The 16,875-nt window shown below is 34.0% G+C and carries 18 protein-coding genes; 15 read left to right on the plus strand and 3 right to left on the minus strand.

Annotated features, from left to right (window positions below; genetic code table 11):
- Positions 1-74 precede the first annotated feature (74 nt).
- The 10 genes from ACLBWW_RS15785 (at position 75) to ACLBWW_RS15830 (ending at position 10,561) form a co-directional block, all read left to right on the plus strand.
- Complete coding sequence (locus ACLBWW_RS15785; protein WP_000119503.1) at positions 75-755, plus strand: MgtC/SapB family protein; 681 nt, start codon at positions 75-77, stop codon at positions 753-755.
- A 96-nt stretch (positions 756-851) separates the two neighbouring features.
- Positions 852-1,373 (plus strand): GNAT family N-acetyltransferase, encoded by a 522-nt coding sequence (locus tag ACLBWW_RS15790; protein ID WP_053078512.1) that lies wholly within the window; start codon positions 852-854, stop codon positions 1,371-1,373.
- 297 nt (positions 1,374-1,670) lie between these two features.
- Positions 1,671-3,479 carry an IucA/IucC family protein gene (locus ACLBWW_RS15795; RefSeq protein WP_048543188.1) on the plus strand — a complete coding sequence of 603 codons (1,809 nt, stop codon included), beginning with the start codon at positions 1,671-1,673 and terminating at the stop codon, positions 3,477-3,479.
- 58 nt (positions 3,480-3,537) lie between these two features.
- The gene (locus ACLBWW_RS15800; RefSeq protein ID WP_048543187.1) at positions 3,538-5,376 is read left to right on the plus strand and encodes an IucA/IucC family protein; all 1,839 of its coding nucleotides are present in this window, start codon (positions 3,538-3,540) and stop codon (positions 5,374-5,376) included.
- A complete protein-coding gene (locus tag ACLBWW_RS15805) occupies positions 5,363-6,601 on the plus strand; it encodes an AMP-binding protein (RefSeq protein WP_048543186.1) in 1,239 nt (412 codons plus the stop codon). Before ACLBWW_RS15800 ends, ACLBWW_RS15805 begins: the two co-directional genes overlap by 14 nt.
- Positions 6,598-6,852 (plus strand): petrobactin biosynthesis protein AsbD, encoded by a 255-nt coding sequence (asbD, locus tag ACLBWW_RS15810; RefSeq protein WP_048543185.1) that lies wholly within the window; start codon positions 6,598-6,600, stop codon positions 6,850-6,852. Before ACLBWW_RS15805 ends, asbD begins: the two co-directional genes overlap by 4 nt.
- A gap of 44 nt (positions 6,853-6,896) precedes the next feature.
- Positions 6,897-7,880, plus strand: coding sequence for a petrobactin biosynthesis protein AsbE (gene asbE / locus ACLBWW_RS15815; protein WP_048543184.1), 984 nt, complete (start codon positions 6,897-6,899; stop codon positions 7,878-7,880).
- A 37-nt stretch (positions 7,881-7,917) separates the two neighbouring features.
- A complete protein-coding gene (asbF, locus tag ACLBWW_RS15820) occupies positions 7,918-8,760 on the plus strand; it encodes a petrobactin biosynthesis 3-dehydroshikimate dehydratase AsbF (protein ID WP_046959182.1) in 843 nt (280 codons plus the stop codon).
- A gap of 126 nt (positions 8,761-8,886) precedes the next feature.
- Complete coding sequence (locus ACLBWW_RS15825; RefSeq protein ID WP_000113545.1) at positions 8,887-9,093, plus strand: alpha/beta-type small acid-soluble spore protein; 207 nt, start codon at positions 8,887-8,889, stop codon at positions 9,091-9,093.
- 238 nt (positions 9,094-9,331) lie between these two features.
- On the plus strand, positions 9,332-10,561 hold the full coding sequence (locus ACLBWW_RS15830) for an MFS transporter (protein WP_048543182.1): 1,230 nt from the start codon (positions 9,332-9,334) through the stop codon (positions 10,559-10,561).
- A gap of 53 nt (positions 10,562-10,614) precedes the next feature.
- On the opposite strand, the gene ACLBWW_RS15835 is transcribed toward ACLBWW_RS15830, so the two are convergent.
- Complete coding sequence (locus tag ACLBWW_RS15835) at positions 10,615-11,229, minus strand: LysE/ArgO family amino acid transporter (protein WP_048543181.1); 615 nt, start codon at positions 11,227-11,229, stop codon at positions 10,615-10,617.
- A 118-nt stretch (positions 11,230-11,347) separates the two neighbouring features.
- Between ACLBWW_RS15835 and ACLBWW_RS15840 the strand changes: the two genes are divergently transcribed.
- Both ACLBWW_RS15840 and ACLBWW_RS15845 read left to right on the plus strand, forming a co-directional pair.
- Positions 11,348-12,790 (plus strand): aminotransferase-like domain-containing protein, encoded by a 1,443-nt coding sequence (locus tag ACLBWW_RS15840; protein WP_098221794.1) that lies wholly within the window; start codon positions 11,348-11,350, stop codon positions 12,788-12,790.
- Between the two features lie 12 nt (positions 12,791-12,802).
- Positions 12,803-12,970 (plus strand): DUF3933 family protein, encoded by a 168-nt coding sequence (locus ACLBWW_RS15845; protein WP_000816376.1) that lies wholly within the window; start codon positions 12,803-12,805, stop codon positions 12,968-12,970.
- A gap of 111 nt (positions 12,971-13,081) precedes the next feature.
- Here the strand turns inward: ACLBWW_RS15845 and ACLBWW_RS15850 are convergent, their stop codons facing one another.
- Positions 13,082-14,047, minus strand: a complete 966-nt coding sequence (locus ACLBWW_RS15850; protein ID WP_000686805.1) for a patatin-like phospholipase family protein — start codon at positions 14,045-14,047, stop codon at positions 13,082-13,084.
- 87 nt (positions 14,048-14,134) lie between these two features.
- Positions 14,135-14,275: a YjcZ family sporulation protein gene (locus ACLBWW_RS15855; RefSeq protein WP_000540423.1), complete on the minus strand. Its 141-nt coding sequence runs from the start codon at positions 14,273-14,275 to the stop codon at positions 14,135-14,137.
- 224 nt (positions 14,276-14,499) lie between these two features.
- Here ACLBWW_RS15855 and ACLBWW_RS15860 point away from each other — a divergent pair, with 224 nt between their 5' ends.
- The 3 genes from ACLBWW_RS15860 to ACLBWW_RS15870 all read left to right on the plus strand — a co-directional run bounded on the left by ACLBWW_RS15860 (position 14,500) and on the right by ACLBWW_RS15870 (position 16,858).
- Positions 14,500-15,252: a YwqG family protein gene (locus ACLBWW_RS15860; RefSeq protein ID WP_048543179.1), complete on the plus strand. Its 753-nt coding sequence runs from the start codon at positions 14,500-14,502 to the stop codon at positions 15,250-15,252.
- 145 nt (positions 15,253-15,397) lie between these two features.
- Positions 15,398-16,558: a transglutaminase domain-containing protein gene (locus ACLBWW_RS15865; RefSeq protein WP_048543178.1), complete on the plus strand. Its 1,161-nt coding sequence runs from the start codon at positions 15,398-15,400 to the stop codon at positions 16,556-16,558.
- Between the two features lie 102 nt (positions 16,559-16,660).
- The gene (locus tag ACLBWW_RS15870; protein ID WP_001048060.1) at positions 16,661-16,858 is read left to right on the plus strand and encodes a DUF4083 domain-containing protein; all 198 of its coding nucleotides are present in this window, start codon (positions 16,661-16,663) and stop codon (positions 16,856-16,858) included.
- Positions 16,859-16,875: the final 17 nt, after the last annotated feature.

The raw sequence follows: 16,875 nt of genomic DNA on the forward strand, positions 1-16,875 counted from the left end.
CTGGAATTGATATCATAAAAGAGTTATAGTGAATTATTCCAAGGGAAACATTGTAAAGTAAGGAGAATGGAAATATGTCATATGAATTTTTACTCAAATTAGGTTTAGCACTCTTTTTAGGATTATTCATCGGGATAGATAGGCAGCTAAAGAATAAACCGCTTGGTGTGAAAACAAGTATGGTTATTTCTGTAGCAAGTTGTTTAATTACGATGGTTTCAATTGAAGCCGTACATGTATATTCTGTTCCAGGGCATACAAATATGGATCCAATGCGTCTAGCTGCTCAAATTGTGAGTGGGATTGGTTTTCTTGGGGCAGGTGTTATTTTACGAAGAAGTAATGATGTTATTTCTGGATTAACGACAGCTTCTATGGTGTGGGCTGCTTCAGCTTTAGGTATAGCAATTGGGGCGGGCTTTTATTTACAAGCGACGGTTGCTATGATTTTAATTATTTTAGCAATTAATGTACTTCCACAACTTGTGAAAATTGCAGGTCCGTATTCATTAAGACAAAAGGATTTATCTATAAAAATTACTGTAAAAGAGCATCATGAGTTAGATGGTATATTTAAGCAAATTAAAAATTTAGGCATGCATGTGAAACGAGTGAAAATTAAAGATATAGATAGTGGAGCATTTCAGCAACTGGAAATGGTCATTTTAGCTCCAGAAGATTTATATACAACAGAGTTATATAGTTCCTTGAAAGAGATTGATCGTGTTGTTTCAGTTGAAGTGGAAAGTAGATAATTGTGATAAAAAAGAGTGAAGTGCATTCGCTCTTTTTTTATTTGGATTTTTAAGGAAATAAATTGATATAATGATGAATAACAAGGGGGAGAGATGATGGAAATACATATTAGAAGAGCGATAAAAGATGATATAAGAGGTATAGCCAAGGTGCATGTTGATAGCTGGAAAACAACATATAAAGGGATATTTGCTGACAAATTTTTAGAAAATATAACATATGAGCAACGAGAAAAACAATGGGAAAACATTTTTCAACAAGAAGATAAATACCAATATAGATTTGTAGCAGAGACGTCAGATGAAACAATAATCGGATTCATTGACGGGGGAGTGGAAAGAAGTGGTACATATAATTGTGATGGGGAATTATATGCAATCTACCTTTTACAAGAGTATCAAGGAATGAAAATAGGACAAAAGTTATTTCAAGCTTTATTATCGGAATGTATAAACAATGATATGCAATCACTTTTAGTATGGGTTGTTACGAATAATCCTTCTAAAAATTTTTATGAAAAATTTAATCCAGAAAAAATTGATACGAAATTTTTAGAGAGAGTACAGGTAGAAGAGACAGCCTATTGTTGGAGGAATATAAATAATATTATTATGTAAACTTTATGTTTGAAAGAGGTATACGAATTAATGTATACCTCTTTTGTTTAACTATTTTGAAGGGGATTACTAATGAAATAAATAAGTATGTAGTTTGAAAGTGAGAATTTTTCTTGTGTATTTTTAATTAGATTAAAGAAACGCTGAAAAAAAGAAATATTTATTCGGATTTAAAAATTCTGAAATAAACTATTGAATTGATAATGATAATCAATTAAAATTTTAATTGATAACGATATTCAATTATCGATTGTAATATGAAATTCCGATAGTGTTCATATAAAGAGGAGGACAAGTATGCAGCGTGCGAAACATATCGCGGAACATGCAACAATACAAAGTTTTTTAAATTGTTATTTAAGAGAAACAGGAAGTGGAGAATGGATTACAGCGGATAAAAGGATAGAGGATATTTTCTACAATTCATTTCAAAGAGATACTGGCTCTACTTATTTATGTTGTCGGTTATCGGCACAAAACATTACTTTGTATGGAGAAGTTATATATAAATCAGCAACAGATCGCCATTTGTTTGGAGAACAATTTTATTATCAAATGGGAGAAAATAAGAATGTTATAAAAGCAGATTACGTTACTGTTATTACATTCTTAATAAAAGAGATGTCTATCAACTACGGAGAAGGGACGAATCCTGCTGAACTTATGCTTCGAGTTATTTGTAGTTGTCAAAATATTGAAGAATTTACAAAGGAGAGAATAGAAGATACATCTGCATTATACGGTTTCCATACATCCTTTATAGAAGCGGAGCAATCTTTATTATTTGGACATTTAACGCATCCAACCCCAAAGAGTAGACAAGGTATTTTGGAATGGAAAAGCGCAATGTATTCTCCAGAATTAAAAGGAGAATGTCAGCTTCATTATTTTAGGGCACATAAAAATATAGTAAATGAAAAATCATTATTGTTAGATTCTACAACAGTAATTCTAAAAGAAGAGTTACGTAATGATGAGATGGTTTGTAAAGAATTTATATCGAAGTATTGTAATGAAGATGAATATTCATTACTTCCAATTCATCCGCTTCAGGCAGAATGGCTATTACACCAATCATACGTACAGGATTGGATAGATCAAGGAGTACTTGAATATATCGGTCCTGTCGGTAAGTATTATATGGCAACATCATCACTTAGGACGTTATATCATCCCCAATCAAAATATATGCTTAAGTTTTCATTCCCAGTAAAAGTAACAAATTCAATGCGTATTAATAAATTGAAGGAACTAGAGAGTGGTCTTGAAGGAAAGGAAATGCTAAATACAGCAATTGGTGAAGTGTTAGATAAGTTTCCAGGTTTTGATTTTATTTGTGATCCAGCATTTATTACATTAAATTACGGGGCAAAAGAATCTGGATTTGAAGTAATTATACGAGAGAACCCTTTTTATGGTGAACATGCAAATGACGCTACTTTAATTGCTGGACTAGTTCAAGATGCAATACCTGGGGAACGTACTCGTTTATCGAATATTATTCATCGACTAGCAGATGTAGAAAGTAGAAGCTGTGAAGAAGTAAGTTTAGATTGGTTTAGACGATATATGAATATTTCTTTAAAGCCGATGGTATGGATGTACTTACGTTATGGTGTTGCAGTAGAAGCGCATCAGCAAAATAGTGTTGTTCAGCTAAAGGATGGGTATCCGGTCAAATATTATTTCCGTGATAATCAAGGGTTTTATTTCTGTAATTCAATGAAAGAGACGCTTAATAATGAGTTGGCTGGCATTGGAGAACGTACTGGAAATCTATATGACGATTATATTGTAGATGAGAGATTTCGTTACTACTTAATTTTCAATCATATGTTTGGTCTCATTAACGGTTTTGGCACAGCAGGATTAATTAAGGAGGAAATTCTTCTCTCTGAATTAAGATCTGTACTTGAAGCGTTCCTTTCGTATAACCGTGAACCTTCTACCTTTTTAAGAGAATTGTTAGAAGAGGATAAGTTGGCATGTAAAGCAAATTTATTAACGAGATTTTTCGATGTCGATGAGTTAAGTAATCCTTTAGAACAAGCAATTTACGTACAGGTACAGAATCCGCTCGTTAGAGAAGTAGCTGTCCGTTCATAAATAACGTTAAAATTTCACGTAATACAAATAATGGTATTTTTCATAAGGTGGAGGAGTTATGAGAGTGGACATGTATCATACGAGAATATTGAAAGCGCTTGAATCAAAAGATTACATTTCAGTACGAAGAAGAGTGTTACGTCAATTAGTAGAGTCGTTAATTTATGAGGGGATTATTACGCCAATTCGCATAGAAAACGAAGAACAAATTCTTTTTCTTATACAAGGACTTGATGAGGACAACAAAAGTGTCACGTATGAATGTTACGGAAGAGAACGAATAACATTTGGACGTATCTCTATAGATTCATTAGTAATAAGAGTTCAAGAGGAAAAACAAGAAATACAATCAGTTTCGCAATTTTTGGAAGAAGTTTTTCGAATTGTTAACGTAGAACAAACGAAATTAGATTCTTTTATTCATGAATTAGAACAAACGATATTTAAAGACACGATTGTACAATATGAAAGACATAATAAGGTGAAATATACCCAAAAATCGTACGATGAATTTGAAAGCCATTTAATAGACGGTCATCCATATCATCCTAGCTATAAAGCACGCATTGGGTTTCAATATCGTGACAATTTTCAATATGGATATGAATTTATGAGACCAATAAAAATTATATGGATTGCATCTCATAAGAAGTATGCGACTGTAGGTTATGAAAATGAAATGATCTATGACAATATTTTAAAAGGTGAGATAGGCGAGCATACATTAGAAACGTATATGGAACGAATTCACAGTGCGGGATGTAATCCAAAACAGTACGTGTTTATACCTGTTCATCCTTGGCAGTGGGAGAATTTCATCATTCCAAATTACGCTGATCATATACAGGATAAAAATATAATTTATTTAGGACAATCAGCGGATGATTATTGCGCGCAACAATCGATGAGGACGTTAAGAAATGTTACGAATCCAAAGAGACCATATGTAAAGTTATCGCTGAACATACTTAACACTTCAACACTCCGTACGCTCAAACCATATTCAGTTGTGAGTGCACCAGCTATATCGAATTGGTTAAGTGATGTCGTAAGTCAGGATTCTTATTTAAGGGATGAATCGCGCATTATTTTATTAAAGGAATTTTCGAGTGTAACGTATGATACGAATAAGAAAGCCACATATGGTTCATTAGGGTGCATTTGGCGTGAAAGCGTTCATAAATATTTAGATGAGCAAGAGGATGCGGTTCCCTTTAACGGCTTATATGCAAAGGAGAAAGACGGGACACCAGTTATTGATGCATGGTTAAACAAATATGGGATAGAAAATTGGCTACGATTACTGATTCAAAAAGCGATCATACCAGTTATACATCTTGTTGTAGAGTATGGAATCGCATTAGAATCACACGGACAAAATATGATTTTAGTTCATAAAGAAGGGCTACCTGTCCGTATTGCATTAAAGGATTTCCATGAAGGACTTGAGTTTTATCGTCCATTCTTAAAAGAAATGAATAAATGTCCAGACTTTACTAAAATGCATAAAAAGTATGCAAATGGGAAAATGAATGATTTCTTTGAAATGGATCGTATTGAATGTTTACAAGAGATGGTATTAGATGCACTGTTCTTATTTAATGTAGGAGAATTAGCTTTCGTACTTGCAGACGAATATGATTGGAAAGAAGAAATTTTTTGGATGATAGTTGTCGAAGAAATTGAAAATCATTTTAGAAAATATCCACACTTGAAAGATAGATTTGAAAGTATTCAGCTATACACTCCTACATTCTATGCTGAGCAATTAACGAAGCGACGATTATATATGGATGTGGACTCGCTTGTTCATGAAGTTCCAAATTCATTGTATAGAGCAAGACAACTTATCAAACAAAAATCAGTTGTTACAGGGGGAAATTATGCTAATCGTTAATAAACAAGAGTATAGCAAAAGTGATTTTGATTTGAGATTACAAGTTTATGAGGAAATAGAACAATTTCAAAAAGCAGCAGGAAATAGATTCGCGCTTTGTCTGAAAGATCCATTCGATATTATTACGCTTGTGTTTTTCTTAAAAGAAAAGAAATCATCAGTATTGCTTATACATGAAGATACGCCAAAAGAAACGGCTATTGAAATGGCAAAGCGTGCAAATTGTATCGGGATATTATATGGAGAATATCCCGATTTTACGAAATTAGAAGTAGTGAACGCTTTACTAGAAGAGCCTTCTTTATTGCAATATAGTTCTGGAACAACAGGAGAACCAAAACTGATTCGTAGAGCATGGGCGGAAGTGGATACAGAAATTACTGCTTATAATGAAGTTTTAAACTGTGAAGTAGATGAAGTGCCGATCGTTATGGCTCCTGTTTCACATTCATACGGACTAATATGTGGTACGTTATCTGCAATTACGCGAGGAAGCAAACCTATCATCATTACGAATAAAAACCCTAAATTCGCATTAAATATAGTTCGCAATACAGAAAAACATATCATTTATGCAGTACCGCTTATGTTACATATTATGGGAAGTTTCCCGCAAGGAACGTTTCAGTTTCATAAAATTATGACATCCGGAGCACCTTTACCAGAAGCATTATTTTATAAACTAAAAGAAATGACAACATATATGATGCAGCAATACGGTTGTTCTGAAGCAGGTTGTATTAGTATATGTCATAATATGAAAAGCCATTTAGATTTAGGTAATCCACTACCTCATGTGAGTATAAGTATAGGTTCAGATGAAAATATGTCCGAAGAAATCGTAGTGAAAATGAAAGATAAGGAAATTTTCACGAAAGATTTGGGGTATAAATCTGAGCATGGTCTTCATTTTATGGGGCGCATGGATGATGTGATTAACGTTTCAGGATTAAAAGTCTTTCCGATAGAGGTAGAAGAAACAATGCTTCGACTAGAAGGCGTTCAAGAGGCAATTGTATATCGAGGAAAACATCCTGTGATGGGCGAAGTTGTTAAAGCGAAAGTAATCTCTCATGTTGATCCAGTGCGAATAAGAGAATGGTGTATGCAGCATTTACCATCTTATAAAGTTCCGTATGAGATTGAAAGTGTAACTGAAATTCCGAAAAATAAAACTGGAAAAGTAAGTAGAAAATTACTAGAGATGGGAGAGGTTGCAACATGAGACGTGAAACATTAAAAAATGAAGTGTTGAAAATTATGACAGAAAAAATGGAGCTAAAAAATGTAACGCATTTAGAAGAAACGATGCGTTTAAACCAAGATTTATATATAGATTCGGTAATGATGTTACAACTCATAGTCTACATAGAAATGGATGTAAAGCTATCCGTTCCAGAGGATGAGGTAGACCCAAAAGCATTTCTTACTGTAGGATCTTTGCTTGATTTTATGGAGGAGTTACAGCCGGTATAAGTAGTAAATGTGAATAATTAACCTTTAGGAAAGTGGATGAGAATATGACTTCAATTAAAGTTCACTGTTTAGTGAGTTGTTTTTGTGAAATTATAAAAAGGCGTAGCGATATAGATTTCCGTCCATTTTATTTTGGATTATGGGACGGAGATTTTGATATAACAGAAGGCGGCATTATCTCGTATCACTCCGAAAATATTAACCATGATAATTATTTATTATGGTATGAAAAATTGTACGGTATGAAAGTGAACGAATGGTATGATCATGCAAAAGGTAAAGATAGCAATGTAGAAACGTTTTTACAATTAGTAGAAAACAAGCCAGAAAATCGCTATGTCATTGTAATGGTTGATATGTCTCTATTGCCAGAGAGGGAAAATAAATTTCATCAAAAACCGTTTCCGCATTATTTAATGATATCGAAGACAGAGAAAGATGAAGAATGGTTCATGCTAGATCCTGATTTTCGCTGGGAAGGGAATATGGAAAAAGAAAAAGTGCTTCACTCTGTTCAAGATAACCCATTTGGTGGAGGGTATTTCATTGATGTAGAAGAAATTCACGAGCCAACAGAAGAAATGGTAGCGAGTTATTTCATAGAAACTTTCAAAAGAAATGACAATGAACTGACTATGGAATTGAAAAATTTAATTATAAAAATGGCAAATGAAGAAGAAGGTTATTCGCTTTCTGGTCTTGTAGCGGCAGTGAAGCAAATACCAGTACTTGCAATTCGTAAATATAGTTATGAACATGCCTTTGCATACTTCCGTGAAACGTTGCAATATTCGGAGCAAGAGTTTGATTATTGGTGTGATCGGGTAGAGGATATTGTACAAGGATTTACAAATGTACAGTATCGAGCAATTAAAATGGCGATGACGAATAATAAAGGCATGTTATTATCAATTGTTGAAAAGTTGGATGAAATGAATGCAATTGAACTGCAAATTAAGGCTGAATTAGAGAGACAGTTTTTATCATGGAAAGAAATGAAAACAAACGAGTCTGTCTTAGCGTTTTAAAAACCTAACTGAATTTAAGATAAGGGAGTTCAAACCTATGAAATATTCATTATGTACTATTTCCTTTCGTCATCAATTAATTTCATTTACTGATATTGTTCAATTTGCATATGAAAACGGTTTTGAAGGAATTGAATTGTGGGGGACTCATGCACAAAATTTGTATATGCAAGAGTATGAAACGACAGAACGAGAATTGAATTGTTTAAAGGATAAAAGCTTGGAAATTACGATGATAAGTGATTATTTAGACATATCATTATCGGCAGATTTTGAAAAAACGATAGAGAAATGTGAACAACTTGCAATATTAGCTAATTGGTTTAAAACAAACAAAATTCGTACGTTTGCTGGACAAAAAGGTAGCGAAGATTTCTCGGAACAGGAGAGAAAAGAGTATGTAAATCGTATTCGCATGATTTGTGAAGTATTTGCTCAGCATAATATGTATGTACTTTTAGAAACACATCCAAATACGTTAACGGATACGCTACCTTCTACTTTGGAATTATTAGGAGAAGTAGATCATCCGAATTTGAAAATAAACCTTGATTTTCTTCATATATGGGAGTCTGGTGCAGATCCAATAGACAGCTTCCATCGACTAAAGCCGTGGATACAACATTACCATTTTAAGAATATATCGTCAGCAGATTATTTGCATGTGTTTGAACCGAATAATGTATATGCAGCAGCGGGAAGTCGAATTGGTATGGTTCCATTATTTGAAGGTGTGGTAAATTATGATGAGATTATTCAGGAAGTGAGAGATACTGACCATTTTGCTTCACTCGAATGGTTTGGACATAATGCGAAAGATATATTAAAAGAAGAAATGAAAGTATTAACAAATAGAAATTTAGAAGTAGTAACTTCTTAATATAAAATGATGTAAGAGTCTCTCATTGTAGAGACTCTTTTTTAAAAAATATAAATAACCAAAAATTACCATGTATTTAAATTAAAATTTAACACAATTTATATATAAATAAGGAGGTGATTGGTAATGGCTAGAAATCGTAACTCTAATCAATTAGCATCACATGGAGCACAAGCAGCTTTAGATCAAATGAAATATGAAATTGCACAAGAATTTGGTGTACAACTTGGCGCTGATACTTCTTCACGTGCAAACGGTTCTGTAGGCGGTGAAATTACAAAACGTCTAGTAGCGATGGCAGAACAACAACTTGGTGGCGGATATACTCGCTAATTGTAGAAGGTTATAGGAGAAAGGAAGGATTCTTCCTTTCTTTTTTTTTTCAATTAATTGGTATGAATATATTGCGAACTGGATTCAAAGAATAGGAATAATACTATATTTTCCCCAATTTCTTTTGTTGTGAATGGGAAGTAGTAAAGATGTAATAGCCCTGGTGGAATGAAAAATTACGTTCCAGCAGGGCTATTATATGGTCAGAAATATACGATGAAAGGGTTCCGAAGCCAACATGTTAAAAAAAGAAAACTGTTGTTTAATTGCGCTTGCATCAGTTCCACTTGTTATGACATTAGGGAATTCAATGCTTATTCCAATCCTACCGACTATCGAAAAGAAATTACATATTTCATCGTTTCAAGTATCCATGATTATTACAATTTACTCTATTGTAGCCATTTTACTTATACCGATTGCTGGCTATTTATCAGATAGATGGGGACGAAAGATGATAATGGTTCCGAGTTTGCTGATTGCGGCTATAGGCGGGGCGGTAACAGGTTGGGTATCATGGAAAGTTGATAATCCCTACACTTGGATACTGATTGGTAGAGCGATTCAAGGTATTGGTGCAGCTGGTGCAATGCCAGTTGTTATACCATGTGTTGGTGATTTATACAAGGATGAAAAACAAGTTAGTACAGGTTTAGGAATCATTGAAACATCCAATACATTTGGAAAAGTGCTGAGCCCTATTTTAGGATCTGCTCTTGCTGCCATTGTATGGTTCTTACCATTTTGGGCAATTCCAGTTTTATGCATAGTATCAATTGTTTTATTACTTATTCTAGTAAAGGCAAAGAAACAAGAAGGAGAAGTGCCACCACTTAAAGAGTTTATAAAATCGATTATCTCTACATTTCGAGAAAAGGGAAGATGGTTAATTGCCATTTTTGTATTAGGTGCAATTATTATGCTTATTTTATTCGGAATTCTCTTTTATTTGTCGACGATACTGGAATCAAAGTATGACATACATGGTATATGGAAAGGTTGTGTACTTGCTATCCCGTTACTTGTACTGTCACTTAGTTCATATATGACGGGTAAAAAAATTGGAGATAATCAAAATGTAATGAAGAAGTGTATTTATATTGGTTTTTTAATGGCAGCTGCATCAGTCATCATTCCTTTATTTATAAAAGGGATTTATTTACTACTTCTTTGTCTCGTTATCATGGGGATAGGAATTGGTATGGCACTCCCATGTTTAGACTCACTAATTACACAAGGAATTGAAAAGGAGCAAAGGGGGACGGTTACATCTTTTTATAGTTCCATGCGATTTATCGGTGTAGCAGCCGGCCCACCTCTATACTCTTTTTTCATGAAAGGTGCTGACCATGAAGTGTTTTATGTAACAAGTATTTTCGCTGGTATCGGTGCTGTTATAGCAATGATTTGGATTAAACCAGCAAAAGATGCAAAGAACGTAAAACAGAAACCGGAACCTACTTCATAATTTGAAAGAGAATTGCATGATGTTTTCAGTAACATGCAATTCTCTTTCATTCATTAAGAATACATAACTTGTTTTAACATATAAAGCGCGACGCCCCATATGATGAGGCCAGAAAATTTATTTAATAATACGATTGTCTTTCCGGTTGAGTCTATTCTTTTTAGAAATTTCCCGGCTAAAGCTAAGCTTATAAACCAAATCCACGAAACGATAATAGTTGCAAGTGTGAAAGCCCATTTTTCACTTCCTATGTATTGAATAGAGTTTGTTCCGATTACACCGATTGTATCTAAAATTGCATGTGGATTTAATAACGAAACCGATGCAGCGAAAAGGATCTGCTTTTTTAATGGCATACTGTTTTCTTTTTTTATATCGTTGGAAGGGTTACTTCTCCAAATAACAAAGCCCATATATAGGAGAAAGAAAAATCCAATTATATATAACGTGTTAGTTAGCCAAGAAAAAGTAAGGAGTACAAGGGAGACACCTTGCACCGCAATTAATATGAGTAACGTATCACATATAGAGGCAGTTAATACGACAGGGGCTGCCCTCCAAATGTTTGGTTGGCTCGCACCTTGATTAAAGACGAAAACATTTTGGACGCCTAATGGAATGATAAGACCAAATGCAAGAATGATACCATGAATAATTGCTTCACTCATCATATTACCTCCTATTTTAATTCAGTATGATAGTGTATATTGTATAGAAGAAATGAAAATTTGTATCCATCCATATGGTTGGAGAGGTTACCAACCAAAAAGAATATAAGGTGATATGATGGAAAGATTCGTTTGGAAACCGAATATGTCTCTAGCGACTCCTCTGTATAAACAAATAGAAACGTATATAAAAGAAAGAATCGTTAATGGAGAATGGACTGTTGGAACGAAATTACCTTCACAAAGAGATTTGGCACATACATTCGGTGTGAACCGGAGTACAATTGTAATGGCTTTCGATGAACTAGTGGCAAAGGGATACATTGAAGGGAATGGTAGGAAAGGAACAATTGTTGTAAATAATAATGAGAATGCTTCAACGTACGCACCCCCGCCTAATTGGCAGTCTTATGTAGAAACAGGACTTCATTATCCGAATCTGCCTGCTATTCAAGAGATTAATCAAGCTGAATTTTATCCGCATGTAATTCGTTTAGGAACAGGTGAGCTCGCGCCGAGTCTTTTACCTGAAAAAAAGATGAAAGATATTATAAATAAGCTTTTAAAGTCGAGCATGATACTTGGGTACGAAGAACCAAAAGGGAATTTCTATTTAAGGAAGAAAATTGCGGACTATTTAAAAGGACATGGTATAGATGTAACTCCTGATTCTATATTAATTGTTTCAGGAGCAATTCAAGCGTTGCAACTTATTTCTATGGGACTTCTTCCAAAAGGGGCATCCATCTTATTAGAAAAACCATCTTATTTATATTCTCTTAATGTTTTTCAATCAGCAGGAATGCGTTTAATTGGTATACCAATGGATGAGAACGGTTTACATGCATCATATATTACGAAATATAAGAAGCAATTTAATGCATCTATTTTATATACAATTCCGTCTTTTCATAATCCGACGAACTTTAGTATGAATGCGAAGAAACGAATAGAAGTGATGGAAATATGTAACGAAATTGGTTTGCCTATTATAGAAGACGCGGTGTACCAAGACTTATGGTTTGATGAGCCTGTTTCAAAGCCTTTAAAAGCATATGATAAAAACGGAATTGTACTACATATTGGGAGTATGTCTAAAGTCATTAGTCCAGGATTAAGAATTGGATGGATTGTTGGATCTGAGCCAGTCATTCAAAGATTGGCAGACATAAAAATGCAAACAGATTATGGTTCAAGTTCTATATCCCAGCAAATTGCAGCGGAATGGTTTGCAGATGGATTGTATGATGAACATTTACAGTTTGTAAGAACTAAGTTGAAAAAACGTAGAGATTTTATGTTGCAAATGTTAGAGAAATATTGTCGTGATATAGCAACATGGTATGAACCGACAGGTGGTTTTTATATTTGGTTACATATGAATGTACCCATTTCGAACCGTAGCTTATTCGACAAAGCTTTGAAAGAAAAGATTTTATTAAATCCAGGTACTTTGTATGATAGAAGTGCAAACCAATTTTTGCGTCTATCCTATTCATACGCAACGTTAGAAGAAATTGAAATAGGTATTAAAAAACTTGCACAACTAATGAAAAAGTAAGAGGAGAAAATAATGAAACAATACGTAATTTGCCAAATTATCAATGGAGAAAAATATTTAGCTGCTTATGCGGAGTCGAAGCAGGATGCAATTGAAAAAGCAGAATTGTTAGGATTACGAACGGGAAATCGATACACAGTTATTACTGCGGAAGAAGCTGAAGGGTTAACGTATCCTTAAGCAACGAATAATAATGATGCAGCAAGAAGTAAATAAGCCTCGTAATCTATGATATTACTAGGCTTATTTTTTTTGAAAGCGTTACGTGTTCTCGTATGAAAAATAATAGTATTATGAGTCAAGTTGACGGAAATACCGATTTGTTTTTCGGTCCTGATTTCCGTTTCTATAGTCATCAATATATTGTCTGAAGTTCCAAGATTGTAAAAACTTATTTGCGGCGTTATAACCAGAATTGTAAAGCCACTCTTTTTCTTCCTTTGTTAACTCAAAGTTTGTACTTGTAATGGATCCTGTTGGAATTGTAATCGTTCTTGCTTTTGATTCCTTATCTAAATGACGTAAATCATGGGCTTGCATCATTGTTTTAAAAAGTCCTTTGAACATGGAGATAGGCTCGTTATAATGGGCAGGATCAGCTTGAATCTCATCTTTTACGAAATGAAATCCAAATGTTGGCCAGCGAGGAGAGGAAGGTGAGTCGAAAATCCAAATTGGGTAATTGCTTAAAATCCCTCCATCAACCATATAACAAGGTTGCTTCCATTTAGGGGTTCTCCATTTTACCGGTTCAAAGAAGAAAGGGATTGTACTACTCATTCTTACAGCTTTAGCAATAGAGAAGCGATAATTTAAAAATCCGTAGTTCGGTAAGTCATCGGGAAAGATAACCATTTTGCCATTACTTATATCAGAAGCGATAATTTTAAGCTTATTTAAATCAGGTAAATCTGTAAATAAGTGAACTCCTTTTTTGCGAAGTAATTCTTCAATCCATTCTTCTATAAAAATATTAGAGTAAATACCAAGAGTAGTCCATGCGCTTAATCCTTTTCCGATAAACGGGATTCTGTCAATAAAGGTTCTCTTCGTAAATTTATTATAATCGATATCAGTTATAATCGTTTTTAACTCTGAACAAGAATATCCTGCTGCTAGGAGCGCAGCGATAATGGAACCAGCTGATGTTCCAGCTACACGCTCCCATTCATAGCCTTTTTCAGCTAACGCGCAAATTGCGCCTACATGCGCAATTCCGCGTACACCGCCTCCTTCAAAAACACCATCAATCTTCATCAATCATACTTCCTTTCGAATAAAAGATTTGAAAATGGCAAAAAAGCACGTATTGTACGTGCTTTTTTGCAATAGTTTTTAAATTTACTAGCAGCCTACAAAGCCGCCCCAACAGCTAGCTCCGATGATGATTAGAAGGATAAATAAAACGATTAATAAAGCGAAACCTCCATAACCACATCCACCACAACTACCGCCGTAACCGCCGCAACTATATCCGTAACCCATGTGGAATTCCTCCTTAAATTAAAAATAAAAATGAACGAGGGGAAAATGTACTGGAAGAAATAATGAACTATCGTGTTTGTAGGAACAATGTATACTATGCTTTTTTTAACTTGTTCGCGTATGGAGGAAGAGCCCGTTTTTTTGGAGGCTTGTTGTTTTTACAAAGAATGGAGTATAATTTTTGTGCGATGATACAAATAAGTATGTAAATATAAGGAGAATTTATGAATAAACAAATTGAAGTATTAATTGATAAATATGGGCTGACACATTTAAAAGAGGAACTTATTCACACTGTATTTCCTTGTGTAAAAGTTGTGCCAAAGCAGGAGGAAACAGTTGCGGTAGGTAGTTCGAAAATGGGAGGAGTTCCTGACTTGCCAGCTACATTGGAATACCCAATGTACAAAGGAAATCCATTACAATTTATCGCTCAATTTAATTTAAATGATTTACAAAATGTTGGTATGGGTCACAATCTTCCTAAGACAGGGATGTTATATTTTTTCAGCATTGAAAATTACCTTGAAGAAGATGTGAATCCAACTGAAGCGGGGCGTGTACTTTATTATGATGTTCCTGTAGAGCAATTACGAAGGGCCGATGAATTGCAAACAAATTATAACCAGTGTGCAACTACTTTTGAACTGACATATAAATTGCCAGAGCTTTTCATTGAAGATGAGGCTGATTCAGATCGTTTCTTACAATTGCTTGAAGAACTAATCCCAGACAACTACGATAACCATCAAATGTTTGGTGAGCCATTCTCTGTACAAGATGAGGTATTGTACGAGACTGGACAATATATGAACATAGAACCGCAGCAAATGACGCTTTTATTCCAAATCGATTCAGATACTAAAAATTGTAATATGATGTGGGGAGATTTAGGAATGCTTTATTTCTGTATTGGAAATGAAGACTTAAAAAATCGACGTTTTGAAAATACATGTTGTGTATTACAAACTTGTTAATGAAAAAGGTTGTTCTTGTAAAAAGAACAACCTTTTTACAATGTTAAATATGCATAATCTCATATGACCTATACGAAAAAGTATTGTATACTCTAAAACTATACGATACTTTTTCGTATAGTTATAGAATGTAAGGAGTGAAAAGATGAGAAAGACAAGTAAGTATGTGACAGCTACCCTGCTTTGTTCAACTATAGTAATGGGGGGCTTACACGCGTCAACGGTATCTTATGCAGCTACGAATCCGTCTGTAGCGACAACACAATCAGATGCAAAGCTATTAGATGATTTCCGAAAAGAATTAAAAAAACAGGTTGATAATCGAGAAGAAAATATTACAATCACATATAAAACGAAAGATAGAAATGTTAGAAATGTTATGGACCAATTGTATGGCGAGTTTAATAAAATTGTAGATGCAGATGAGTATGTAAAATATAATGTAGCGTCTACTAAATATTCTATTAAAGGGTTACCAGGAAACTATACGTTTACATTGCAAGTGAAATACCGTGAATCAAAAGAGCAAACACAATATGTAAAATCCCAGGCAAAAGCAATTATCGGTTCAATTGTAAAACCTGGAATGGATGAGCATGAGAAAGTAAAAGTTATTCATGATTACGTTGTAAAGCATGTATCGTATGATACGTCTTATAAAGCGTATACAGCATATGAAGCATTAGCAAATCGTTCGGCTGTTTGCCAAGGATATACGTTATTAACATATGAATTGCTAAAAGAAGCAGGTATCCAAAACCATATTGTAACAGGTACAGGAAATGGACAAGCTCACGCATGGAATTTAGTGAACATTGAAAACAAATGGTATCATCTTGATACTACATTCGATGATCCAGTACCCGATAAAGCTGGACGCGTAACATATTCATATTTTAATATGTCTGATGAGCAATTAAGTAAAGATCACGACTGGGATCGTAGTAAATATCCGGCGGCAACTGCAAGTTACTTTAATGAATTAACAAACAAAATAAAAACGGGTAGTTCAAAGACTGCTGCGTATGAACAAATGTTAAAAGAAACAAATTTAAAATATTTGTCTGCACAATACGGGGCAGATAATTATAGTGAATTTAAGAAAAAATTACAGCAACAATTCGCTTCTAAGCCTGAAAAGGTAGAAGTACGATATAAGCAATCGATGGATGGAACAATGCAAGATATAAAGAAAGTGTTAAATGAAATAAATTGGCCAAAAGGTGCAAAACGTGTATCTTATGAAGTAGCACCGTATAGTGCAATGGCAGATTATTCATTAGCGACAATTACATTTACGTATTAATTAATGAAGAAGAGCATCTGTAAAGGGTGCTCTTTTTATTATGTATCACTTTAAAAAACAGAATTATGTGATAAAATCAAAAAGGAAGGATGTGGAATCTGAATGAATTTGTTCGAAAATAACATATTTACATTGATATATACTTGTTTAGTAATCGGACTTATCGTTTTGTTTTTCCTATCATTTACTTTGTTTATTAGAAGAGTATTTCAAAACAGTGTTGCAAAGAAACAACAAGTGATGCATATGAACGAGAAGCTAGACCGAATTATTGAATTGCTTGAAAAAGATAAGAAATAGTGATAGAAGATGTATGA

The organism is Bacillus sp. M5A3_1b (assembly GCF_053345335.1).